The 23,850-nt window shown below is 45.4% G+C and carries 18 protein-coding genes; 8 read left to right on the top strand and 10 right to left on the bottom strand.

Annotated elements, in window-relative coordinates:
* Positions 1-79: 79 nt before the first annotated feature.
* A complete protein-coding gene (locus tag AB4486_RS05080; protein WP_032549310.1) occupies positions 80-685 on the bottom strand; it encodes a LuxR/HapR/OpaR family quorum-sensing transcriptional regulator in 606 nt (201 codons plus the stop codon).
* A gap of 337 nt (positions 686-1,022) precedes the next feature.
* Between AB4486_RS05080 and hpt the strand changes: the two genes are divergently transcribed.
* Complete coding sequence (gene hpt, locus AB4486_RS05075) at positions 1,023-1,553, top strand: hypoxanthine phosphoribosyltransferase (protein ID WP_017059438.1); 531 nt, start codon at positions 1,023-1,025, stop codon at positions 1,551-1,553.
* A gap of 74 nt (positions 1,554-1,627) precedes the next feature.
* Here the strand turns inward: hpt and can are convergent, their stop codons facing one another.
* Positions 1,628-2,296, bottom strand: a complete 669-nt coding sequence (can, locus tag AB4486_RS05070; RefSeq protein WP_017063246.1) for a carbonate dehydratase — start codon at positions 2,294-2,296, stop codon at positions 1,628-1,630.
* Positions 2,297-2,582: 286 nt separating this feature from the next.
* Here can and AB4486_RS05065 point away from each other — a divergent pair, with 286 nt between their 5' ends.
* The 3 genes from AB4486_RS05065 to AB4486_RS05055 all read left to right on the top strand — a co-directional run bounded on the left by AB4486_RS05065 (position 2,583) and on the right by AB4486_RS05055 (position 6,227).
* Positions 2,583-4,214 carry a SulP family inorganic anion transporter gene (locus AB4486_RS05065; protein WP_017063247.1) on the top strand — a complete coding sequence of 544 codons (1,632 nt, stop codon included), beginning with the start codon at positions 2,583-2,585 and terminating at the stop codon, positions 4,212-4,214.
* Between the two features lie 323 nt (positions 4,215-4,537).
* Positions 4,538-5,455, top strand: coding sequence for an ABC transporter ATP-binding protein (locus tag AB4486_RS05060; protein ID WP_017059435.1), 918 nt, complete (start codon positions 4,538-4,540; stop codon positions 5,453-5,455).
* A gap of 1 nt (position 5,456) precedes the next feature.
* On the top strand, positions 5,457-6,227 hold the full coding sequence (locus AB4486_RS05055; RefSeq protein WP_010435987.1) for an ABC transporter permease: 771 nt from the start codon (positions 5,457-5,459) through the stop codon (positions 6,225-6,227).
* Positions 6,228-6,312: 85 nt separating this feature from the next.
* Here the strand turns inward: AB4486_RS05055 and panC are convergent, their stop codons facing one another.
* The 7 genes from panC to sfsA all read right to left on the bottom strand — a co-directional run bounded on the left by panC (position 6,313) and on the right by sfsA (position 12,451).
* Complete coding sequence (panC, locus tag AB4486_RS05050; RefSeq protein WP_017059434.1) at positions 6,313-7,203, bottom strand: pantoate--beta-alanine ligase; 891 nt, start codon at positions 7,201-7,203, stop codon at positions 6,313-6,315.
* Positions 7,204-7,211: 8 nt separating this feature from the next.
* Positions 7,212-8,006, bottom strand: coding sequence for a 3-methyl-2-oxobutanoate hydroxymethyltransferase (gene panB, locus AB4486_RS05045; RefSeq protein ID WP_017059433.1), 795 nt, complete (start codon positions 8,004-8,006; stop codon positions 7,212-7,214).
* Positions 8,007-8,028: 22 nt separating this feature from the next.
* The gene (folK, locus tag AB4486_RS05040) at positions 8,029-8,514 is read right to left on the bottom strand and encodes a 2-amino-4-hydroxy-6-hydroxymethyldihydropteridine diphosphokinase (RefSeq protein WP_004735459.1); all 486 of its coding nucleotides are present in this window, start codon (positions 8,512-8,514) and stop codon (positions 8,029-8,031) included.
* A complete protein-coding gene (gene pcnB, locus AB4486_RS05035; RefSeq protein ID WP_017059432.1) occupies positions 8,511-9,866 on the bottom strand; it encodes a polynucleotide adenylyltransferase PcnB in 1,356 nt (451 codons plus the stop codon). Before pcnB ends, folK begins: the two co-directional genes overlap by 4 nt.
* Before the next feature lie 183 nt (positions 9,867-10,049).
* Complete coding sequence (gene gluQRS / locus AB4486_RS05030; RefSeq protein ID WP_017072017.1) at positions 10,050-10,925, bottom strand: tRNA glutamyl-Q(34) synthetase GluQRS; 876 nt, start codon at positions 10,923-10,925, stop codon at positions 10,050-10,052.
* A 218-nt stretch (positions 10,926-11,143) separates the two neighbouring features.
* The gene (dksA, locus tag AB4486_RS05025; RefSeq protein ID WP_372103175.1) at positions 11,144-11,590 is read right to left on the bottom strand and encodes an RNA polymerase-binding protein DksA; all 447 of its coding nucleotides are present in this window, start codon (positions 11,588-11,590) and stop codon (positions 11,144-11,146) included.
* 135 nt (positions 11,591-11,725) lie between these two features.
* Positions 11,726-12,451, bottom strand: a complete 726-nt coding sequence (gene sfsA, locus AB4486_RS05020) for a DNA/RNA nuclease SfsA (RefSeq protein WP_102394608.1) — start codon at positions 12,449-12,451, stop codon at positions 11,726-11,728.
* Positions 12,452-12,485: 34 nt separating this feature from the next.
* Between sfsA and hrpB the strand changes: the two genes are divergently transcribed.
* The 4 genes from hrpB to acnB all read left to right on the top strand — a co-directional run bounded on the left by hrpB (position 12,486) and on the right by acnB (position 22,613).
* Positions 12,486-14,984: an ATP-dependent helicase HrpB gene (gene hrpB / locus AB4486_RS05015; protein ID WP_372116615.1), complete on the top strand. Its 2,499-nt coding sequence runs from the start codon at positions 12,486-12,488 to the stop codon at positions 14,982-14,984.
* A complete protein-coding gene (mrcB, locus tag AB4486_RS05010; protein WP_102331931.1) occupies positions 14,981-17,380 on the top strand; it encodes a penicillin-binding protein 1B in 2,400 nt (799 codons plus the stop codon). Before hrpB ends, mrcB begins: the two co-directional genes overlap by 4 nt.
* 38 nt (positions 17,381-17,418) lie before the next feature.
* Positions 17,419-19,752, top strand: a complete 2,334-nt coding sequence (locus AB4486_RS05005; RefSeq protein WP_372116614.1) for a patatin-like phospholipase family protein — start codon at positions 17,419-17,421, stop codon at positions 19,750-19,752.
* Positions 19,753-20,024: 272 nt separating this feature from the next.
* Positions 20,025-22,613 carry a bifunctional aconitate hydratase 2/2-methylisocitrate dehydratase gene (gene acnB, locus AB4486_RS05000; RefSeq protein WP_017059425.1) on the top strand — a complete coding sequence of 863 codons (2,589 nt, stop codon included), beginning with the start codon at positions 20,025-20,027 and terminating at the stop codon, positions 22,611-22,613.
* Between the two features lie 101 nt (positions 22,614-22,714).
* On the opposite strand, the gene AB4486_RS04995 is transcribed toward acnB, so the two are convergent.
* Positions 22,715-23,848, bottom strand: coding sequence for a glycerate kinase (locus tag AB4486_RS04995; protein ID WP_017059424.1), 1,134 nt, complete (start codon positions 23,846-23,848; stop codon positions 22,715-22,717).
* Positions 23,849-23,850 lie beyond the last annotated feature (2 nt).

The following is a 23,850-nucleotide window of genomic DNA, read 5'->3' as shown; positions in this document are numbered from 1 at the left end:
ATGCGAAGAGACATTCCATTCTATAAAAAAGGGTTGGCCCATTAGGTCAACCCTTAAGTTATTTACTCGAATCTCGAATCTACTTATAAATGCACAGCATGTTCAAGTAGCTATCCGTTAAGCTTGAAAGCTCTTCTGGCGTTTCTACACGTTTCGCTTGGATGAATAGCGAGTAGCAAATGCCGTGGAATAGATTCGCTAGATGTTTAGGGTCGTGATCGTCACAGACTTCGCCGCGTTCAATCGCTTTGCTAAACATGTTTTGTACTAACATTTGGTTAGTGCGGTTCGTTGTTACGAATAGCGGCCATATTTCATCACGAGTCGAAGCGCTCCATTCGAACCATACATTTAACCAATGGCTATCTTGAGCCACTAACGTCACCATTTCAGTCGCAATATTATGTAGGTTTTGTTTTGCGTGAATATCCAGATCGATATTGTCTGAAAGGAAGTTAGAGAATTGGCGTACAACGTGATTTAGTACTTCATCAACCAGATCTTCACGGGTTGGGAAGTAGTTAAATACCGTTGCGACAGACACCTGAGCGATGTCTGCAATATCAGCGTGTCCACCACGACCGATGCCGCGGCGAGAGAATACCTCAAGAGCGATTTCCATCAATTGAAGTTTTCTTTTTAAAGGTGAAAGCCTAGTTCTAGGTCTCTTAGATATTGAGTCCATTTTATTTTCCTTGCCAACGAAATTTTTATATTAATGATTTTATTATTATTTAAGCTAAGATGAGTGTAATGGTGCATATGCGAATGGTCAATCCTTTCAGCTTGTTTTATAGACAGTTACATCAAACTTGATACATAAAGCGTGATCCACATTGATGTGAAAGGAGACGAGTATTGGATAAGGCACCAGCGCACATTTCGTGGAGAATCTGACAGTAAATTCGAACCATAAGGTGGTGTGGGTATTTGAGCAGTGCTAGACTTACGCACAAAATTGAGCGACACAACTGACGAAACTGTCAACATTCGTCGCAATCACCAAATAGAATGAGAGCAGTATGAAGCATACAGTTGAAGTCATGATCTCTGAGCAAGAAGTTCAGGATCGAGTGAACGAACTAGGCAAACAGATCACGGAACACTACAACGGTAGTGAAGATCTAGTTTTAGTTGGCTTATTGCGTGGATCTTTTGTCTTTATGGCAGATCTTGCTCGTGCTATCGATTTAACTCACCAAGTTGATTTCATGACCGCGTCTAGCTACGGCAACGGCATGGAAAGCTCACGTGATGTTCGTATTTTGAAAGATCTTGATGATGATATCCAAGGTAAAGACGTTCTACTTGTAGAGGATATTATCGATACAGGTAACACGCTGACTAAAGTAAAAGAGATTCTGAGCCTACGTGGTCCTAAGTCTATCGAAATTTGTACGCTATTAGACAAGCCTTCTCGCCGTGAAGTGACTGTCGATACAAAATGGATTGGTTTTGAGATCCCAGACGAGTTTGTTGTTGGTGTTGGTATCGACTACGCACAAAAATATCGTCACCTACCGTACATCGGTAAGGTAGTACCTCAAGAGTAATCATTACGCTTGTGGTTTAGAAGTCATTAAAAAGCCCGCTTGATGCGGGCTTTTTGTATATATGACGGAATGGGTTAGCTTTGTTGACTAAGAAGAGGCGTCGTTAAGATCTTGTTTAATGCATCTAAGTGACTGTTCTCTAAAGTATCGTTACTTGAGCAACGTACGCCAAGGTCCTGTAGCTTGCCATCGCCAATACCATAAACCACACCATGGATTTCAACGTCTTGGCCACGCTCCCACGCATTTTGCATAATGGTTGAGTTACCTAGGTTATAAACCTGTTCTGCGACGTTAATTTCGCATAACTTGTCACCCCATTGTTCACGAGGAAGCCCCTCGATTTGCTTGCGGTATTTTAGGTAATTGTCACGGATGTGCAGTAACCAGTTGTTGATAAGACCAAGTTTAGGGTTATCAATCGCCGCGTTAACACCGCCACAACCGTAGTGACCACAGACAATAATGTGTTTCACTTTAAGCACATCTACTGCGTACTGAACAACAGATAGACAGTTTAGGTCTGTATGAACCACTTGGTTGGCCACGTTTCGGTGAACAAACAGTTCTCCAGAATATAAGCCAGTCAGGCGCTCGGCTGGAACTCGGCTATCTGAACAACCTATCCATAGAAAACCAGGGCTTTGACCCTCTTCAAGCGTTGTAAAATACTCAGGTCTTTCAGAGCGAATTTCTTCAGACCATTTGGAATTGTTCTCAAAAAGCTGTTTTATTTCTGGCATCTTGCTTCTTACATCCCTCAATTAAGATGCTTAACTATACACAATGTTACAAATTCAATCTCGTAAAAACTGCGTCAAAATGTACTCATCTGACGTGTTCTAGTACGGAAAATCATAAACTTAGCCCACTATCAATAATCCGGTTATAAGACATGAATAATGTGATTGAATTAACACTTTCTGAACACTTGATACATTTGCTAAAGTGATAAGGTTTGTCATTTCATCATCAGGAAGGTGTGTTTTGTTTGGAAGTCGTTTTACGGATATCAATCTCAAAGGGGATATGTTTGGCGGTGTAACTACAGCCATCATCTCGTTACCTTTAGCATTGGCATTTGGTGTTGCTTCTGGCGCGGGAGCTGAAGCTGGCTTGTGGGGCGCCATTATGGTTGGCCTATTTGCAGCATTGTTTGGCGGTTCGAGTAGTTTGATTTCTGAACCTACCGGCCCGATGACGGTGATCATGACTGCCGTAATGACGAGTATGGTTGCTAAATATCCTGAAACGGGTATGGCAATGACCTTTACTGTCGTGATGATGGCCGGTGCATTCCAGATATTACTTGGTACGTTAAAGCTAGGAAAATACGTCACTTTGATGCCATATAGCGTGATCTCCGGATTCATGTCGGGCATTGGCGTTATTCTGATTATCTTGCAGCTGTCTCCATTGTTAGGGCATGCCGCTCCATCCGGTGGTGTAATGGGCACGCTCTCTGCTTTACCTGATACGCTAGCAAACTTAAAAGTGAGTGAGCTATTTCTAGGTGCTCTGACACTCGGTATTCTTTTTGGCTTCCCCGCTAAGTATCGTAAGTATGTGCCTGCTCAACTGGTCGCGTTAGTGGCTGTAACGCTCTTGTCCGTCATTATTTTTGATACCGACTCTATTCGCCGTATTGGTGAAATCCCAGCTGGTTTACCTTCCCTCGTTATCCCTACGATCAGCGCTGAACAGTTTACTACTATGGTTATCGATGCCTTGGTGCTTGGTACATTAGGTTGTATTGATACGCTTTTGACCGCGGTTATCGGAGATTCATTGACTCGTAAAGAGCATGACTCAGACAAAGAGCTTCGTGGCCAAGGCATTGCCAATATGATCTCTGGCCTGTTTGGTGCACTACCTGGCGCGGGTGCCACTATGGGGACTGTAACCAATATTCAGGTGGGAGCGCGTTCTCCGCTTTCAGGTGTTATTCGAGCTTTAGTACTTGCGCTCGTGGTATTGGTTGCAGGTGGTTTAACAGAACCGATTCCTATGGCAGTGCTGGCTGGTATCGCGATGTATGTTGGTTTCAATATCCTAGATTGGAGCTTTATCCAGCGCGCGCACAAGGTTAGCTATGCCGGCATGGGCGTGATGTACGGCGTGATGCTATTGACTGTGTTTGTTGACTTGATTATTGCCGTTGGACTGGGTGTGTTTATCTCGAATATTCTGATTATTGAAAGATTAAGCCGAGAGCAAGCCAGACAAGTTAAGGCGATCAGTGATGGTGATGATGAAGACGATATCCCATTGACTGATAGCGAACGTCAGTTACTCGATAGTGCCAATGGTAAGGTGCTATTCTTCTACCTATCAGGGCCGATGATATTCAGCGTTTCAAAGGCGATTTCACGTCAGCACTCAAGTATCTCTGACTATGAAGCGATGATTCTAGACCTGACAGATGTACCTATGATTGATGTCACTGTTGGCCTAGCGCTAGAGAATGCGATTAAAGATGCATTGGATGCGCAGTGTGAGGTGTATCTGCTGTGTCCTAATGAGAATACTCGTCAACAACTAGAGAAGTTCCACGTGATTGACCTAGTACCTGAATCCAACACTTATCGATTCAGATATGAAGCCCTGACGGCAGCAACAAGCTATGTCGACAGAGATGAGCATCAATTTGAGTCAGTTTAATTTTTCAGTAATAAGCTGATATGAATAAGCCATAGACGCTCACTTCAAGACTGATCATTAATGCCGTTAAGTGAATCACTTAGCGGCATTTTTATATTTATTGAACGTTGATTTAGTCTTCACGTAGCCAAGACGCTTATTTGTTTTCGAAAGAAACTCTCACACGATATTTGTATTCATCGTCAATCAACGATAAACTTGTTCGCAAAATGGCCGAGTAAACAAATCTTGGGTTAGCTTTCAGCTAGTTCGTTTTAAGCATTACTCTCTTCCTCAAGCTCGGCCGTCTACATCTTATCTATAGCAAATGGCAGTCTATCTCTATGTATGCATTAGAAATTGAGCAATTAAGAAAAACTTATGCTGGGGGCTTCGAGGCTCTTAAGGGCGTTAGTTTACAAGTAGAAAAAGGCGACTTTTACGCACTACTTGGTCCCAATGGTGCGGGTAAATCAACCACCATTGGTGTTATCTCTTCACTGGTAAATAAAACGTCAGGCAAGGTTAAAGTGTTCGGCTACGACATTGATACCGATCTGGAATTGGCGAAGCAGAACTTAGGCCTTGTGCCTCAAGAGTTTAACTTTAACCCGTTTGAAACCGTTGAACAGATCGTGCTGCAACAAGCGGGTTATTACGGCGTGCCAAAAGCATTAGCGAAAGAGCGAGCGAAAAAGTACCTATCTCAACTCGATCTGTGGGAAAAGCGTGGCGAACGCGCGCGTAACTTGTCTGGTGGTATGAAGCGTCGTTTGATGATCGCGCGTGCATTGATGCATGAACCTCATTTGTTGATCCTTGATGAACCGACAGCAGGCGTTGATATTGAACTACGTCGTTCAATGTGGGAATTCCTAAAAGAGATCAATGAGAAGCAGGGCATTACCATTATCTTGACCACGCACTACCTAGAAGAAGCAGAAATGCTGTGTCGCAACATTGGTATCATCAATCGCGGTGAGCTGATTGAGAACACAACAATGAAAGCGCTGTTGGGCAAATTGAGTGCTGAGACCTTTATTCTGGATCTGGAAGAGGGCACGACTGAACCTAAGCTTGAAGGCGTGAATAGCCAAGTGATGGTCAATGGCTCGCTAGAAATCGAAATCGACAAGAACCTAGGTTTGAATACCATCTTTGCTCAATTGAGCGAGCAACAGGTTAAAGTCCTCTCTATGCGTAACAAAGCAAACCGTCTAGAAGAGCTATTTGTGAGTATCGTCCGTGAGGGGAGTAAATAATATGTACAGCCTATATTGGACCGCTTTCTGCAGTTTGTTGACCAAAGAGATCAATCGCTTTACTCGTATCTGGGTGCAGACTCTGGTGCCGCCAGCGATTACCATGACGCTTTACTTCATCATCTTCGGTAACCTGATTGGTGCGCGTATTGGTGAAATGAACGGCTTTAGCTACATGGAATACATTGTTCCCGGTCTGATCATGATGTCGGTGATCACCAACTCATATTCCAACGTTGCTTCATCGTTCTTTAGTGCCAAGTTCCAGAAGAACATTGAAGAGCTGCTTGTAGCGCCTGTTCCTAACTACGTGATTATCGCCGGCTTCGTAATGGGTGGTGTGGTTCGTGGCTTGTTAGTGGGTACCATAGTAACCTTCGTGTCGTTGTTCTTTGTCGACTTACAAGTTGACCATTGGGGCGTGATCATTGCGACGGTATTTTTAACGTCGGTAGTATTCGCTTTGGGTGGCTTGATTAACGCGGTATTCGCACGCACGTTTGATGATATCTCTATTATCCCAACCTTTATCTTAACGCCGCTGACGTACCTTGGTGGTGTGTTCTACTCGATCAGTCTATTGCCTGAATTCTGGCAAGGAGTATCGAAGTTGAACCCTATCGTGTACATGGTTAACGCGTTCAGATATGGCTTCTTGGGTGTGTCTGATGTGGGGATCGTGACGTCGTTTGGCGTACTAGGTGTGTTTATCGTGCTGTTGTATGGCATTGCACACTACCTAGTGACAAAGGGTATTGGCTTACGTAGCTAACCTTTGGTTCATCTAAGTAACAGGTAAAGAAAAAGGTCGATATAACATCGACCTTTTTTTGTTTTGCGTTAAGAGCAGAAGCCGACTATTCAGTCGTTTCTTCTTTCACTTCTTCTTTGGTTTCCGTTACCAAATCGAGAACTTGGTTATCGATAAGACGCGTCTTACCTAGGAAAGCCGACATTAGAATCACTGCTTGAGTTGATTCTGAAGTGATCGCTTGCAGAGTTTTAGCATCACAAATGAAGATTTCGTCAGGTTGAAGATCTGCAGCGCGTAGCTGGTCAGTAGCATCTTCAATCACTGATGCGTAATCATCGCGACCACCACGAATAGCGCTGCTGATCCAGCGCATAGTACGCGCTAAAACGGGCGCTCGTTGGCGCTCGTCAATCGTTAGGTTGCTATTGCGAGAGCTCATTGCCAAACCATCCATTTCACGAACGGTCGCAACGCCGACAACTTCAATGTCTAATGCTAAATCAGTGGTCATCTGGCGAATAACAGCAAGTTGCTGAAAGTCTTTCTCGCCGAAGCATGCAAAGTCTGGCTGAACGATATTAAACAGTTTAGTGACAATGGTTGATACACCACGGAAGTGACCTGGACGAGAGGCACCTTCAAGCATGTGAGATATGCCAGGGACCTCAACAAACGTCTGCTTGTCTAATCCATCTGGGTACATCACCTCTGGCGTTGGTGTAAATACTAGCTCAACCCCTTCACCTGTTAGTTTGCTTAAATCTGCTTCTAACGTTCGAGGGTAGTTGTTTAGGTCGTCTGCACGGTCAAACTGCATTGGGTTTACAAAGATGCTTACCACAACGATGTCGGCCAGTTCACGAGCTTTCTTTACCAGAGTCAGGTGGCCTTCATGCAGGTTTCCCATTGTCGGTACAAAAGCAACCGTACGTCCATCACGCTTAAACTGTTTAATCTGCTCACGAAGAGCCGCTATTTCAGCAAAAGTTTGCATACTTACTCCTAAGCGATTGTATGAGCTTCATCAGGGAAGCGCGCGCTCTCTACTTCTTCTTTGTATAGAGCTACTGCCTTACGCATATCACCTGTTTCTGCTAGGAAGTTCTTAGAGAACTTCGGCATGTAGTTCGCAGAAATACCGAACATGTCATGCATAACCAAGATCTGACCATCGGTAACATTACCTGCGCCGATACCGATAACCGGTACGTCACAAGCTTCTGTAATTCGTTTTGCCAATGAAGCTGGCACACATTCAAGTAGAACGATTTGAGCGCCTGCGTTTTGCAGTGCTAACGCGTCAGCAACCATTTTGTCGGCTTGCTCGTCGTCACGACCTTGAATCTTGTAACCACCAAAAATGTTCACAGACTGGGGCGTCAAGCCTAAGTGTGCACATACTGGTACTGCACGTTCTGTTAGCATCTTCACAGTATCAACCAACCAGCTTCCGCCTTCGATTTTTACCATGTTCGCACCAGCACGCATCAAAGTCGCTGCGCTCTCACAAGCTTGTTCTGGCGTCGCGTAGCTCATGAAAGGCATGTCAGCCATAAGAAGACAATTTGGGCTACCAGCACGCACTGAGCGAGTATGGTAAGCAATGTCTTCAACGGTTACTGGTAATGTATCGTTATGGCCTTGTAAAACCATACCCAGTGAATCACCGACAAGCAGAACTGGCATTTCTTGGCTTTCGAATAATTGAGCAAAGCTCGCATCATAAGCTGTCGAAGTCGCAAATTTACGGCCTTCACGTTTGCATTTGATCAGGTCGTTAATGGTTACTTTTTTCATTGGTTTTCCTTAATGCGCTTGGCTATTGTTGCCAAACATTGAGCCCGTTCTTATCTACTATTTTCAGTAGTTCTGTCAGCTCAGTCCCATCAGGGAGTTGTAAACTTGGTGCGATTTCAGCAAGCGGGTAGAGTACAAACTCTCGTTCTTTCATTCCATAATGAGGAACGATTAAGCGCTCTGAATCGATCACCTCATTGCCGTATAGCACAATGTCGAGATCCAAGGTTCTTGGTCCCCAACGTTCGTCTTTACGGACGCGCCCTTGCTCTAGTTCGATCTTTTGAGTGCAATCAAGCAGTTCAATTGGCGTTAATTCGGTTTGGATAGCGACTACCGCGTTGATGTAGTCTGGTTGATTTTGCGGTCCCATTGGAGTGCTACTATATAGCTGAGAGGTCGCAATAAACGTTGATCGCGGTAGGCTTTTTAGCGTTTCGATAGCCAAATTTGCTTGGCTAACTGGGTCGGCAAGGTTGCTGCCGACCGCAATGTAAGCAGTTATCATTCTGATTGCTTACTCTTTTTGTTTCGGTAAGTCTTACGGCGACGATGGCCTGACTTTGATGGTGCTGCAACGTCGTTAGCCATTGCTTGACGCATGTTACGACCTGCAGTCTGATAACGCTCCCACCATTTTGCTAACTCTTTGGTTTCGCCACCTTCAATCTCACCACGCATTTCTAGGAAATCGTAGCCTGCACGGAATTTGTTTAATTCCATTAGACGAACAGCGCGTTTACCGTTGCGACGAGGCAGTCGAAGTTGCAGTTGCCAAACTTCGCGAATGGTTGCTGTGTGACGACGAGGAATCGCAATAGACTTTACTTGCTGATCTAGAATGATGTTACTCGCTTCCATGATCGCATCGTAGTGTGCCATACCCTGTTCAGCGACAAGTTTGTCTGCCAGCTTGTTCATTGGGTACCAAAGCATCGCTGCGAACATGAATGCTGGGTTTACTCGCTTACCATCTTCGATGCGAAGGTCGGTTGAATCGAGAACCAAATCAAGCATCTGCTCTGTGTGTGAGTCGTAATCTTCGGTGAAGTGCTCCGCTACCGCTGGGAACATCTGTTGGAATAGATTGTACTCGCGCATCAAGTGGTAGGTTTCTAAACCGTGACCTGATTGCAGTAATTTCAGAGACTCTTCGTAAAGGCGCGCTGCTGGGATATCTCTTAGAAGGTGAGCTAACTCTTCAATCGGGTCAGCCGTGTCTTCTTCGATGTCGAAATCCAGTTTAGCGGCGAAGCGCATTGCACGTAGCATACGTACTGGGTCTTCGCGGTAACGCGTTTCTGGATCGCCAATCAGGCGGATCAGTTTATCTTCTAAATCTTCTACACCACCCGCGTAATCGTGGATGCTGTAGTCTGCAATGTTGTAGTACATCGCGTTGATTGTGAAATCACGACGCTCTGCATCTTCATCAACACTGCCGTACACGTTATCGCGAAGTAGCATGCCTTCTTTCGATTGTGCAGAAACGTTCTTCGATGGTTCTTGGTGGTGACCACGGAAAGTTGCCACTTCAATGATGTCGCGACCAAACATGATATGTGCCAAGCGGAAACGGCGACCGATAAGACGACAGTTTCTGAAGAGGTGTTTGATTTGCTCTGGCGTTGCGTTGGTCGCAATATCAAAATCTTTTGGCTGAGAGCCTAATAAGATATCGCGCACACCACCACCGACTAGAAATGCGTCAAAACCCGCACCATTCAGGCGATATAGCACTTTTAGTGCGTTGTCGCTGATCTGCTTGCGTGAAATATTGTGCTCTTGACGAGTATAAATATTCAGAGCTAATTCGTGGAATCCGCGTTGTTCGCTTGGGGTATTGTCGTTTGTATTCATTAGTTTAGAACAAAGTAGGTATCGCCAACTTTGTTTTTCTCTTAGTCCAAAGTGGTAGTGCAGAGTTTAATTGCGGCTAATAATAGCTTAGCGCGAGCCATTTGAGAACATCGTCTGCTTAACCACAGTGGTTGGTTATGGCATTTTTATGTGTCGTTTTTGCTATTTGCCGTGAGTTTCGAGCTAATTACAGTGCTCTTTTTGTAAACTATCAGGTAACTGACTGACGTTCCATTGTTGGCAGCCCCACAATAAAATCTCATCCATTGAAGCCTCATAAAGGGCCGTCGGGATATCAAAACCTAAGAATCGCATCGCGTTGAGTAACGTTGGTTTTGGGTTGTCTAGATCTATCGCGGTGGCATGGTTCTGTTTTGACAGTTTATTCCCCAAGCCATCGGTTGCCAATGGTAAGTGCAAGTAGCTCACTGTTTTTTGCTTGAGCGTCTTATACAAACTGATTTGTCGACCGGTGGGTTCTATCAGATCTGCGCCTCTTACGACTTCTGTTACTCCTTGTTCGATGTCATCAAGGACAACGGCCAAGTTATAGGCAAACAATCCATCTCTGCGTTTAATAATAAAATCTTCTACAGCTAGTGCTTTAGGGATTTGAATGGTGCCGTGGCGAACATCATCAAAGGACTCCACTGGAAAGTCCATGCACAAGCGCACCGCCTGTTCGCCTGAATCGATTAAGCCTGCATCTCGACAATGACCATTGTAAAAACCACCCAAAGCCTTTATCTGCTTGCGGGTGCATTGGCAGTAGTAGGCTTGATTGTCAGCGACCCATTGATCGATTTGAGCTTGATACAAGCCATGACGTTGGCTTTGATAGACGACTTCACCATCCCAAAATAGATGGTAAGCCTCAAGCGTCTTAAGAATGAGGTCTGCAGCGCCGGCCATTTCTCTTGGCGGGTCGAGGTCTTCCATACGAACTAACCATTTTCCTTGGTTAGATTTCGCTTGAAAGTAGCTACCAAGAGCAGCAACAAGTGAGCCAAAATGAAGAGGACCTGACGGTGATGGTGCAAAGCGCCCGATATAATTCATGAGTGAACAACCTAATCTAAATGGTACCGCAGTAGCCGATTCTTAAGACGTTTGACAAGAGCTTTAATGCCTAGAACTAAGCTTCAATCTATAGAACAAGGTTTGATGTATAGAACTAAGGCTTAAAGCTGCTATTTACTATCAAGCGTGTGAAATACTTCGCTTGGATAACAAACAAAAAAGGGAGCCAAGGCTCCCTTTCTTTACATCTGCAAGAATTAACCTTGCATCTGTTTTTCTTTGATCTCTGCAAGTGTTTTACAGTCAATACAAAGATCAGCAGTTGGACGAGCTTCAAGGCGACGAATGCCAATCTCGATACCGCAAGAATCACAGAAGCCGAAATCGTCTTCTTCGATCTTGTCTAATGTCTTCTCAATTTTTTTGATAAGACGACGCTCACGGTCACGGTTACGTAACTCTAGGCTGAATTCTTCTTCTTGAGAAGCACGGTCAACTGGGTCTGGGAAATTCGCTGCTTCGTCCTGCATGTGGTGCACAGTACGATCAACTTCTTCCCTGAGCTGGTTGCGCCAAGCTGATAAAATTTTTGTAAAATGTTCCGTTTGCTCAGGTGACATGTACTCTTCACCTGGCTTCTCTTGGTACGGTTCAACACCTGCGATGGCTAGGATGCCTAGCGCTTTTTTCTTAGATTCTGGCATACAGCATCTCCTATTTACACCTAGTCAACTGCAAAGCAGCTAATTTTAAGGCGGGTATCTATAGCAGAAAGAACGAATGGTGGCAAATACTCTTATTCAAACTTGCAATCAATGTGATTAGTTCAGCATCTTTGCCTAGCTATTGATAAATTCAACAGCTTGTTTTAGTTGTATTTGAGTACTGCTGAGCTCTGCTTTATAGCAAAGCACTTGAACTCCAGCGTCTTGTGCTTGTTTTAGTAATAACGAATATTTGGCGTCTATATGGTGTGCCGCAGACACTTTTTCAATACCTGAATGTAAAACAGTGAATAAAAGTACGGCTCTATTTCCAGATTCGACCATTTCTGTGAGTTCACGCAGATGTTTTTGGCCTCTGGTTGTGACCGCATCAGGGAAAAAACCTTGCCCTTTAGTTGACGTTTCTAGCTCGTCGAGCAAAGTGACGCTTTTCACTTCGATATAGCAAGGCGGCTTTTCGTTATCTTCAAGCAGAATATCAATGCGACTATTCTCACTGCCATATTTCACTTCGGTTCGTAACGCGTTATAACCTAAGAGTTCAACTATAGTCCCATTTTCAATTGCTTCCACTGCTAGCTGGTTTGCCCGCGCAGTATTTACACAAATACGATGACCTTTGTCTGTTTCTGAGATCTCCCAGCTGTTTGGGTACTTTCTCTTTGCATTATCGGAGGTTGAGTACCACACCGTATTGCCAGGAGTCGCACATCCTGTCATCGCTCCAGTGTTAGCGCAGTGAATAGTACGCTCGCTACCGTCAGGAAGTTGGATGTCAGTGAGGAAACGTTTATAGCGTTTAATAAGAGTCGCAGGCTCTAATGGCGGATTGAAGTGCATATTACTTATTTAGACAGGTAGGTTTTTATGTACAATGTTGCCAACATTACACCACAAGGTTCTCCCATTGCCACAACTGCCCATAGAAGCTGTGATGCCAGATCTGCTCGCTGGCGTAGAAACACACACTCAACTTATTCTAAAGGCCGCTCCCGGTGCGGGTAAGTCAACATTCTTCCCTTTACAGTTAGTTAAGACCAACGCCGTTCAAGGCAAAATCATCATGCTTGAACCGAGGCGTTTGGCTGCAAGGAATATTGCTACTTACTTAGCGAGCCAATTGGGAGAAAAGGTGGGAGAGAGCATTGGCTTTAGAGTTCGTGGTGAATCTAAAAGCAGCAGTACGACTCGCTTAGAGATTGTTACTGAAGGGATCATGACAAGAATGATCCAAACCGACCCTGAATTAACTGGGGTTGATATGGTGATCTTTGATGAATTTCACGAGCGCAGTATTCACGCCGATACCGCATTGGCGTTTAGCTTAGAGATCCAAGAGGCGTTGCGTGACGATCTGAAAGTGGTAGTGATGTCGGCAACTTTAGATCAACAAGCTCTGCAAACTTTGCTGCCGAATGCCAAATACGTTGAATCACAAGGTCGCACCTTTCCGGTCGATTTCCGTTATCAGCCTCTTAGTGCAAATGAATATCTAGCCCCTAAAATGGCTAACGTGATTCGTTCGCTGATGGAGAAAGAGTTAGGCTCACTTCTGGCCTTTTTACCGGGCGTTTCTGCGATTAAACAGGTGGAATCTCAACTAGAACAATTCGCCAATGATATCGATGTGTGTCCTCTGTATGGGCAACTCAGCTTTTCTCAACAGCAGAAAGCGATCGCGCCATCAGAGAAAGGGCGTCGAAAGGTGGTGTTAGCGACCAATATTGCTGAGACTTCTTTGACGATTGAAGGTATTCGATTGGTGGTTGATTCTGGGCTTGAACGTGTGGCGAAGTTCGATCTGAAAACCGGTATTACTAAGCTTGAGCAAGTGAAAATCTCGCAATCTTCAGCTGAACAACGAGCGGGCCGTGCGGGACGAATTGAAGAGGGCTTGTGCGTTCGTTTGTACAGCGAAACGCAGCTGATGCAGCAACCAGCTATACCAGAACCTGAAATTCTTCATTCTGATTTGTCTTCGCTGGTGTCTGAATTGACGCAATGGGGCGCTGCGAGTGCTGATGAACTGCAATGGTTAGACGTTCCACCCAAAGCTTCTATCGGGCAAGCCAAGCAACTCTTACAGACTCTTGAATTGTTAGACGATAATGGTCAATTTACGGCATTAGGAAAACAGGTCCAACGTTTAGGTCTAGAGCCTCGTATTGCCAGCATGTTGGTTAAAGCGCAGCAAGGTAGTCCTGCTCTGTTGAATGTCGCGATTGTTGCTGCTGCTTTGCTGGAAGAGCCGGAGCGCAATGTGACGGATATTCAACACTCTTTGCATCGACTTAAGCAAAGAAAACATTCCAAAAATAGCGTTGTGATGCAGCGAGCGAAAAGTCTCGCGAGCAAACTCAATCATCACTTAGATTTGTCACAAGCTGACGAATCATTGCTACCATTAGTGCTTTGTTTTGCCTTCCCAGACCGGATTGCACAAGTGAGAAGCGCGACCAGCAGTGCTTTCCTTTTGGCGAATGGCCACGGTGCTGAGGTTCGTGATGATGATCCACTGGCGAACAATAACTATATCGTAGTGATTGATTTGATGCGCAGCACAGGGCGAGCCAGTCAGATTTTCTTAGCCACCGCGGTTGATATCGCACAGTTAGAAGCTGAATTTCCAAAACTGTTTGTGCGTTCCGATTACGCCGATTGGGATGAGAAACGTGGCCGTTTAGTTGCTGAGCAGCGTGTATCTCTGGGCAAGTTGATTATCAGCACCAAAGCTTTACCTGATCCCGATGCGAATCAGGCGAGCCAAGCGCTGCTCAATTATGTCGCTCGATGTGGGTTGGATCGCTTAAATTGGACAGCTTCGGCTAAGCAGTTGGTTGAGCGTGTACGCTGTGCAGAGCTTTGGATGCCTGAGCATGATTGGCCAGCGATGGACGATGCGAGTTTGATTGAACACCTTGATGAGTGGCTATCTCCCTATCTGAATGGCATTAAGTCGGCAAAAGGACTGTCTAGTGTTTCGATTGAGCAAGCATTGTCGGCTTATCTTGGTTGGCCTTTGAATCAAGAAATCGACCAATGGTTGCCAACGCACTATCTGATGCCAACAGGCAGCAAGAAGGCCATTCGTTATCAATATCAATCTGAACCAGTGATCTCAGTGCGAATGCAGGAAGTCTTTGGCGAACAAGACTCGCCATTGATCGCGCAAGGGCGTAAAAAAGTAGTGCTTGAGCTCCTTTCTCCAGCACAGCGACCACTACAAATTACTCAAGATTTAGCTGGCTTTTGGGCTGGCGCGTACAAAGAAGTACAAAAAGAGATGAAGGGCCGTTACCCAAAACATCCTTGGCCGGATGACCCTGCTAACCATGTAGCAACCACTAAAACCAAACGACAGTTGAATCGATGATGACCAAAATGTTAACGCCAAAAAAGGCACCACCTAAAAAAGCGCCAGCAAAGAAGTCACCAGCGACCAAAGCCAAGCCAAGAAAACCAAGAGCGGCTGCGAAAAAGACCAAACCTAAGGCTAAGAAATCTGGCAAAAGAGGTTGGTTGAAGATCCTATGGGGCATTTCTTGGAAAGCGGGCTTAGCGCTTGCGGCATTGCTGTTGTTCGTCGGTATTTATCTTGATTCTGTGGTCAAACAGCGCTTTGAAGGTCAGCTGTTTGATTTGCCAACCGTGGTTTATGCGCGAGTGCTAGACCTGTCTCCGGGAACTCCGGTGAGTTTGGTTCAGGTTAAGAATGAGCTCGATGTACTTAATTACCGTAAGGTGAACGCGCCTCGTCACCCAGGCGAATACTCTTCTTCTTCGACCAAGATTGAAATGATTCGTCGTCCGTTCGAGTTTGTTGATGGACCGGAAGCGGATCGTCATGTGATGCTGCACTTCAATGGTAACGAATTAACTCGCATTCAGTCGCTGGAGAAGAAAGGCGACATGGGCTACCTGCGTGTTGAACCGAAAATGCTTGGCATGCTTGAGAAAAGTAACGATGAGCAGCGCCTGTTCTTAAAACGCAATCAGTTCCCAGAAGTGATGGTTGATGCCTTACTGGCAACCGAAGACCGAAACTTCTATCAACACGATGGTGTGTCGCCACTGGCCATCGCTCGTGCAATGGTCGTTAACGTCAAAGCTGGGCGAACGGTACAAGGTGGTAGTACGCTGACACAACAGTTGGCAAAAAACCTGTTCCTGTCCAGTGAACGTACATTGTGGCGTAAGGTTCGTGAAGCCTACATTGCACTTATCTTAGACCATCGTTACAGCAAAGACCGTATCCTAGAGGCTTACTTAAATGAGGTTTATCTTGGACAGAATGGTGGGCAAGCGATTCATGGCTTCGGTTTAGCGTCTCGTTTGTATTTTGGTCAACCTATTCAAGAGCTGCGCATCGATCAGCTAGCACTGCTGGTGGGTATGGTGAAAGGACCGTCGTATTACAATCCGGTTCGCTATCCTGAGCGTGCTAAGACTCGACGCGATCTGGTTCTTCGCTTATTGATGCAACAAGACATCTTAACTCCGCGACAATACGAAGAGGCGGCGAGTCGTGATTTGGATATTCAAGACAACCCACGCATTGCTAGCCGTCAGCCCGCTTATTTCCAACAAGTAAACATTGAGCTTAAGAAGTATGTCGGCGATCGATTTGAGGCGAAAAAAGGGATTCGAGTCTTTACCTCTCTGGATCCGGTATCTCAAGACAAGTTAGAGAAGTCGATTGCTCGTAAGGTGCCTGATTTATCGAAAACCGCAGGTAATAAGCTGGAAGCAGCAGCTATTGCCGTGGATAGAAATACCGGTGAAATCCGGGCGATGGTCGGTGGTAAGCGTACTGGCTACGATGGCTTTAACCGTGCCTTGAACGCGAGTCGCCCAATTGGTTCTTTGGTCAAGCCTGCAATTTACTTAACCGCACTAGAGCAGCCTCAGAAGTACACGTTGGCGACAACATTGAAAGACACGCCACTGAGCTTGAAAGGCAGTAAAGGTAGCGTGTGGAGCCCGAGAAACTTCGATCGTAAGTTCCGTGGCGATGTGCCTTTGTATGTGGCGCTTTCTAAGTCTTACAACGTACCTACTGTTCGTTTAGGCATGCAATTAGGCATTGATAGTGTCTCGGATACGATTGGAAAACTGGGGGTCGATAAAAATGAGATTCGCCCAGTGCCGTCGATGTTTTTGGGTTCGTTCTCACTGACTCCGTTCCAAGTTGCGCAGATGTATCAAACCATTACCAATTCTGGGCGTATAGCACCTTTGTCTGCGCTTCGCTCAGTTGTTGATAACGATGGCGAGGTTCTGTATCAGTCGATCCCTCGTGTATCACAAAGCGTTGACCAGCAAGCCGCTTGGCTTACAACCTATGCAATGAAACGTGGCGTGTCGGAAGGCACGGGCCGTTTCCTACAAGGTCAGTTTGCATGGGCAGGGTTAGCTGGTAAAACTGGCACTAGTAATGACAGCCGAGACAGTTGGTTCGTGGGCGTAGATGGTCGCGAAGTCACTACCATCTGGCTAGGTCGCGATGATAATAAGCCGACTAAACTCACGGGCTCTAGTGGTGCGCTACGTGTCTATGCCGATTATCTGAAACATCGAACTCCAGAGCAGTTACTGTTGCCTTGGCCGAATGGCATTACGACGGCAAGTTTTACTCGAACTTCTCAAGGGGCTTTAGAGTTTGATTGTGACGGTACGGTTAAACTGCCGGTTTGGGATGAGAATGGAAACATTAAAAAGGGTTGTGAAAGTCAACCAAAACAGTGGCTAAAAAAGCTTTTTCAGTGGTAAAGTCGTAAAAAAAAAGAATGACAAGGATAGTTTAAATAATGATTTCTCGTTGGATAGTGAGCAGCTTAGGCATTGTCGGTACTGTGATCAGTTTTCAGCTGTTTGCATCGACTGTGACACCGGTGGAACAATCTCAGCAAGCTGGACAAGCTCATAAAAGACCAACCGTTGCTGTTGTGCTTGCTGGTGGAGGAGCCAAAGGTGCTGCTCACATTGGTGTACTTAAAGCCTTAGAAGAGATGCAAATCCCGGTGGATTATATTACCGGTACCAGTATGGGCTCATACGTTGGTGGTCTTTATGCGACAGGGATGAGCGCAGACGAGATCGAGAGCTTTATTTATACGGTTGATTGGAATCGTGGTTATCGTGATCGCGTTAACCGTAGTGATCGCCGAGTGCGTGACAAAGAGTATGAAGACCGTTACCAACTGAACACTGACCTTGGTTTAGGTTGGGGCGAAATCAAAGCAAGGAAAGGGGTGGTTCAAGGTCAGAATATGTTGCGTATTCTACGTGAGACCACAGGTAACCTCTCTCCACTCGACTCTTTTGACCATCTTGCTATTCCCTACCGTTCAGTCGCAACTGACATTATCGAACTTGAAGAAGTGGTCATCGATCATGGTCACCTTGTCGATGCCATGATGGCCAGTATGTCGGTACCCGGTGCGCTTCCCCCTTATTCGCTAGATGGTCGAATGCTGGTTGATGGTGGTGTCACCAATAATATGCCAGTCGACGTTGCCAGAGCGATGGGAGCGGACATTGTCATTGCGGTGGATATCAGTACCAATTACAAAGGCAAAGAAGACTTCACGAATTTTCTAGCGGCAGCTGACCAACTTTCTAATTATCTGGTTCAACGCAGCACTCAGGAGCAAGCTGAAACACTGACCGATGATGATGTTTTCCTACGCCCTGATGTTGGGCAAATGGAGACGACAGAATTCGATAAAATGCCGGGTGCCTACCAAGCCGGTTATGACGCAGCGATTCAGAATAGCTCTGAGCTTTCTAAGCTGTCACTCTCTAACGCAGACTATCAGCATTATATCGAGGACAAACAAAAAGCACGCAGACAGCTGAAGCACGGTGATAAGACCGTCGTTGACCGAGTTGTTATCAATAACAATACTCACTATTCCGATAAGCTGATCGAAAACCGTTTAAACCTAGATTCCGGTAAGATCTTAAAGACCAGTGAAATTGAATCTAAAGTGCAAGACCTCTATGCACTGGATAGATTTGAGTTAGTCACTTATGAGTTTGACAACGTTGACGGTGAAGATCAACTTCAAGTCGATGTGAACGAAAAGTCTTGGGGCCCAAACTACCTCAACTTTCGATTCTTTCTTGAAGATGATTTCTCTACTACCAGTCAGTACTCGATCGGTGTCTCAGCCAACTTTACCGATATTAATAAGCATGGTGCAGAGCTAAGAACTAACGTCGAGATGGGTACTGACAAACGAATTGAAGCGGAACTTTACTCGCCCTTCTTTTCGAGTCAAAAACTGTTCACTTCTGCATCGATTGTTTACAGTAAGGAAAACAGAAATTTGTCCGTGGTTGAGGGGGAGGTTGGAGAACCGACATTAGAAGCGACTACAGACTATGTCCCACTGATTTATAGTGAATATGTCGGTGAATTGGCATTAGGCTATCAACCGACGTTGTGGCAAGAACTGAAATTTGGTGCTCGTTATACTGATGGGGGTTTGGAGGTTTCTTCGCTACCATCTTTTGGTAACGGAGCGTATACACGTATAGGCGGGTTTATTAGTTATCGACTCGATACTTTAGATAATTTTAGTTTGCCAACGAAAGGTTACTTTGTCGATTTAGAATATCTTGTTTCCCATGATGACTTTGAGGACAACACGTCTGGAGATACCCCGGATCTAGGGTCTGAAAGCGATACTGTTTATGAGTTTTCGGCTAATTTCATGGCAGCAAAGAGTATTGAGAAGCATACTTTAGTCGCAAAGCTTGATTACGGAATTGTAGAAAGTAAAAACTCTGTTTTTCCAATCGACCCCAAAGAGCTTGGTGGCTTCTTAAACCTGTCAGGTATTCCAAGGAATAGTATGATAGGTCAGAACTTGGCCTACACCAGCCTTATCTATCGTTATAAGTGGTTTGAAAATGACTTCGGCCTCTTTAAATCACCGTTCTACGTAGGTGCATCCATAGAACATGGTGGTGTTTGGTCGAACAATGATTTAACCATTGATGAAGCACCAATGTACACCGCAGGTTCTGTTTTTGCTGGTGTTGATTCGCCAATAGGACCGATCATTTTGGCTTATGGCCGAACTGAAGATAACTATGATTCGGTCTATTTGATTGTCGGTACTTCCTACAAATAATCATGCGTAGAGTAGCCATTTAAGTGCGTAATTAGGCAAAAATAGTGGGACTTTCGTCTTAACTTGCTATGTTGGTCAAAATGATAAGATTTTAATTTAACGTTAAATTTGCTATTCTACCGCCCACAGTTTGGCCTCTATGACGCCGCTCATCAATACAAATTGAATGACAAAAATGGCAATGGAGAGCCAAGTTTCCAAGGATGTTCACTTCTTTATTTTACTAACAATTATGAAGGGAAGAAGTGAACCGCAATGAGAGGAAAAAAGTCGTGCTTGAAGCCTACCGTAAACACGTCGAAGAACGTGCTGCCGAAGGAGTTGTTCCAAAACCACTAGATGCTGAGCAGGTAGCTGGCCTAGTTGAACTTCTGAAGAATCCACCTCAAGGTGAAGAAGAAATCATTCTTGACCTACTAGAAAATCGCATTCCACCGGGTGTAGATGAAGCTGCTTACGTAAAAGCTGGCTTCCTTACGGCTATCACTAAAGGTGAAGTAGCTTCGCCACTAGTAAGCAAAGCAAAAGCTGCAGAACTGCTTGGTACCATGCAAGGCGGTTACAACATCGAATCTCTAGTATCTCTACTAGACGATGCTGAGCTTGCTCCAATCGCTGTTAAAGCGCTATCTCATACTCTACTGATGTTCGATGCGTTCTATGACGTAGAAGAGAAAGCGAAAGCTGGCAATGCTGCTGCACAACAAGTACTTCAATCTTGGGCTGATGCTGAATGGTTTACAGCGAAAGATAAAGTAGCAGAAAAAATCACAGTAAAAGTATTTAAAGTCACTGGTGAAACGAACACCGATGACCTATCTCCAGCGCCTGATGCATGGTCACGTCCTGACATCCCAGTACACGCGAAAGCGATGCTGAAGATGGAACGTGATGGCATTACTCCTGATGAACAGGGTAGCGTTGGTCCAATCAAACAAATTGAAGAAATGCAAAAAGATGGCATTCCACTGGCTTACGTTGGTGATGTTGTTGGTACAGGTTCTTCACGTAAATCGGCAACAAACTCAGTACTTTGGTTCATGGGTGAAGATATCCCATTCGTACCAAACAAGCGTACTGGCGGTGTTTGTCTTGGTGGTAAAATTGCACCAATCTTCTACAACACAATGGAAGATTCAGGCGCACTACCCATTGAACTGAACGTACAAGACATGAACATGGGCGATATCATTGATATCTACCCGTACGAAGGTGTTGTTCACAAGAACGGTTCTGTGATTTCAAACTTTGAGCTAAGCAAAGTACTTCTTGATGAAGTGCGTGCTGGTGGCCGTATTCCACTGATCATCGGTCGTGGTCTAACGGGTCGTGCTCGTGACGCTCTAGGTCTAGCTGAAACGGATCTGTTTGCTAAACCAATCGATCCATCTGCATCTGATAAAGGCTACACGCTAGCTCAGAAGATGGTTGGTAAAGCATGTGGCGTTGAAGGTGTTCGTGCTGGTCAGTACTGTGAACCTAAAATGACGACAGTCGGTTCTCAAGATACGACCGGTCCTATGACTCGTGATGAGCTTAAAGATCTGGCGTGTCTTGGTTTCTCTGCAGACCTTGTAATGCAGTCTTTCTGTCACACATCGGCATACCCTAAACCAGTCGATGTAAACACTCACCATACGCTACCTGATTTCATCATGAATCGTGCGGGTGTTTCACTTCGTCCGGGTGATGGCGTTATCCACTCATGGCTAAACCGTATGCTTCTTCCTGATACTGTAGGTACAGGTGGTGACTCGCATACTCGTTTCCCTCTAGGTATTTCATTCCCTGCGGGTTCTGGCTTGGTAGCATTTGCTGCAGCAACAGGCGTTATGCCTCTTGATATGCCTGAATCTATCTTGGTTCGCTTTAAAGGTGAAATGCAACCGGGTATCACGCTACGTGACCTAGTACATGCCATTCCTCTTTACGGCATCAAGCAAGGCCTACTAACGGTAGAGAAAGCCGGTAAGATCAACGAATTCTCTGGTCGTGTACTAGAAATTGAAGGTGTTGAGCACTTATCTGTTGAGCAAGCATTTGAGCTTTCTGATGCATCTGCTGAGCGTTCTGCTGCAGGTTGTACCGTTAAGCTTTCTGAAGAGTCTATCTCTGAGTACTTGAACTCGAACATCGTGATGCTGAAGTGGATGATCGCTGAAGGTTACGGTGATGTTCGTACGATTGAGCGTCGTATTACAGCGATGGAAGAGTGGCTAGCTAACCCTGAGTTGCTGTCTGCTGATTCAGATGCGGAATACGCGCACGTTATCGAGATTGATCTTGCTGACATCGATCAACCAATACTATGTGCACCAAACGATCCAGATGATGCTCGTCTTCTTTCGGACGTTCAAGGTACTGAGATTCAAGAAGTGTTCATCGGTTCTTGTATGACGAACATCGGTCACTTCCGTGCTGCAGGTAAGATGCTAGAAGAGTTTAACGGCTCGCTAAATACTCGCCTATGGGTGGCTCCGCCAACGAAGATGGATAAAGACCAACTGACAGAAGAAGGCTACTACGGCATCTTCGGTCGTGCTGGGGTACGTATCGAAACTCCTGGCTGTTCACTATGTATGGGTAACCAAGCTCGTGTTGCTGATGCTTCGACGGTTATGTCGACGTCAACGCGTAACTTCCCGAACCGCTTAGGTAATGGCGCGAACGTTTATCTGGCTTCTGCTGAGCTTTCTGCTGTTGGCGCGATTCTAGGTCGCATCCCAACGAAAGAAGAGTACTTAGAGTACGCTGAGAAGATTAATGCAACGGCTGCTGATACATACCGTTACCTGAACTTCCATAAAATGGGTCAGTACACGGAAAAAGCAGACACGGTTATCTTCCAAGAGCCTGCGTAACGTCTGATTTTGTTGTAAATATAATTAAGGCCGCTGTGAATAGCGGCCTTAATTGCTTTTAGCATACAGCGAAAATTGCTTTTAGCTTACAGAGAGCTCGATTAGTGCTTAATCGTATACATTGCTGCAACATTGCGAGCAGTAAGTTCAATATTTTCAGCCGCTTCAGCCAAAGCTGTCGGCAAGTCTACTGAACGGTTCACTACCGCAAATACCGCGTCGATACCATGCTCATGAACCACACCACAATCACTGGCTAGACAGCCGGCAATACCGATGACAGGCAGTTTATGTTTTTTGGCTGTGCGAGCGACACCAATCGGTGTTTTGCCATGAATGGTTTGGCTATCAATGCGCCCCTCTCCTGTAATCACAAGATCAGCATCTGAGACTATTTCATCTAAATTGACGGCGTCCATTACGATGTTAATACCAGGGCGAAGCTCAGCATTTAACAGGCCAACAAGTGCCGCGCCTAGACCGCCTGCCGCGCCAGCACCAGGGAGATCAATGACATCGACGCCTAACTGGTTTTTCATGATACTGGCATAATGAGCAAGGTTAGCATCTAACAGCTCAACCATTTCTGGTGTTGCGCCTTTTTGCGGACCGAATACCTGTGATGCCCCTTTTGGTCCGCATAATGGATTATCGACATCACAAGCGACCTCTAAGCGTACGTTTTGTAGGCGTGGGTCGAGGTTGGTGAGATCAATGGTTGTCAGTTTTGACAGTTCACCACCACCAAACACCAGCTCGTGACCCTCTGCATCTAGCATACGAATGCCTAGCGCTTGAGCCATTCCTAAGCCACCATCATTGGTCGCACTACCACCAATGCCAATAATAATATGCTCAACACCTTTATCTAATACGGCTTTGATTAACTCACCCGTACCATAGGTAGTGGTTTTTAGTGGATTACGTTGTTCTGGAGAGACTAAATCTAGGCCGGAAGCGGCCGCCATTTCAATAATGGCAGTTTTACCGTCACCGAACATACCGTAGAAGCCTTCGACAATTTCACCTAATGGACCAATCACTGGATGTTGGATGATAGAGCCATTGGTCGCATCCACCAGAGATTGTACTGTGCCTTCACCACCATCAGCCATTGGTAATTTTACGTATTCGGCGTTTGGTATTAGCTGTTTAAAGCCATCTTCAATCGCTTGAGCAACGCCCATTGCTGATAGGCTTTCTTTATATGAGTCAGGAGCAATTACAATTTTCATTT

The sequence above is a fragment of the Vibrio sp. 10N.222.55.C6 genome (assembly GCF_041473395.1).
In the GTDB taxonomy this organism is placed as follows: Bacteria; Pseudomonadota; Gammaproteobacteria; order Enterobacterales; family Vibrionaceae; genus Vibrio; species Vibrio crassostreae_C.
This window is presented reverse-complemented; position numbering and strand designations above follow the sequence as displayed.

Coding starts and splice junctions, on each gene's coding strand:
- AB4486_RS05080 (WP_032549310.1), bottom strand. CDS start 685: ATGGACTCAATATCTAAGAGACCTAGAACTAGGCTTTCACCTTTAAAA.
- hpt (WP_017059438.1), top strand. CDS start 1,023: ATGAAGCATACAGTTGAAGTCATGATCTCTGAGCAAGAAGTTCAGGAT.
- can (WP_017063246.1), bottom strand. CDS start 2,296: ATGCCAGAAATAAAACAGCTTTTTGAGAACAATTCCAAATGGTCTGAA.
- AB4486_RS05065 (WP_017063247.1), top strand. CDS start 2,583: ATGTTTGGCGGTGTAACTACAGCCATCATCTCGTTACCTTTAGCATTG.
- AB4486_RS05060 (WP_017059435.1), top strand. CDS start 4,538: ATGTATGCATTAGAAATTGAGCAATTAAGAAAAACTTATGCTGGGGGC.
- AB4486_RS05055 (WP_010435987.1), top strand. CDS start 5,457: ATGTACAGCCTATATTGGACCGCTTTCTGCAGTTTGTTGACCAAAGAG.
- panC (WP_017059434.1), bottom strand. CDS start 7,203: ATGCAAACTTTTGCTGAAATAGCGGCTCTTCGTGAGCAGATTAAACAG.
- panB (WP_017059433.1), bottom strand. CDS start 8,006: ATGAAAAAAGTAACCATTAACGACCTGATCAAATGCAAACGTGAAGGC.
- folK (WP_004735459.1), bottom strand. CDS start 8,514: ATGATAACTGCTTACATTGCGGTCGGCAGCAACCTTGCCGACCCAGTT.
- pcnB (WP_017059432.1), bottom strand. CDS start 9,866: ATGAATACAAACGACAATACCCCAAGCGAACAACGCGGATTCCACGAA.
- gluQRS (WP_017072017.1), bottom strand. CDS start 10,925: ATGAATTATATCGGGCGCTTTGCACCATCACCGTCAGGTCCTCTTCAT.
- dksA (WP_372103175.1), bottom strand. CDS start 11,590: ATGCCAGAATCTAAGAAAAAAGCGCTAGGCATCCTAGCCATCGCAGGT.
- sfsA (WP_102394608.1), bottom strand. CDS start 12,451: ATGCACTTCAATCCGCCATTAGAGCCTGCGACTCTTATTAAACGCTAT.
- hrpB (WP_372116615.1), top strand. CDS start 12,486: ATGTTGCCAACATTACACCACAAGGTTCTCCCATTGCCACAACTGCCC.
- mrcB (WP_102331931.1), top strand. CDS start 14,981: ATGATGACCAAAATGTTAACGCCAAAAAAGGCACCACCTAAAAAAGCG.
- AB4486_RS05005 (WP_372116614.1), top strand. CDS start 17,419: ATGATTTCTCGTTGGATAGTGAGCAGCTTAGGCATTGTCGGTACTGTG.
- AB4486_RS04995 (WP_017059424.1), bottom strand. CDS start 23,848: ATGAAAATTGTAATTGCTCCTGACTCATATAAAGAAAGCCTATCAGCA.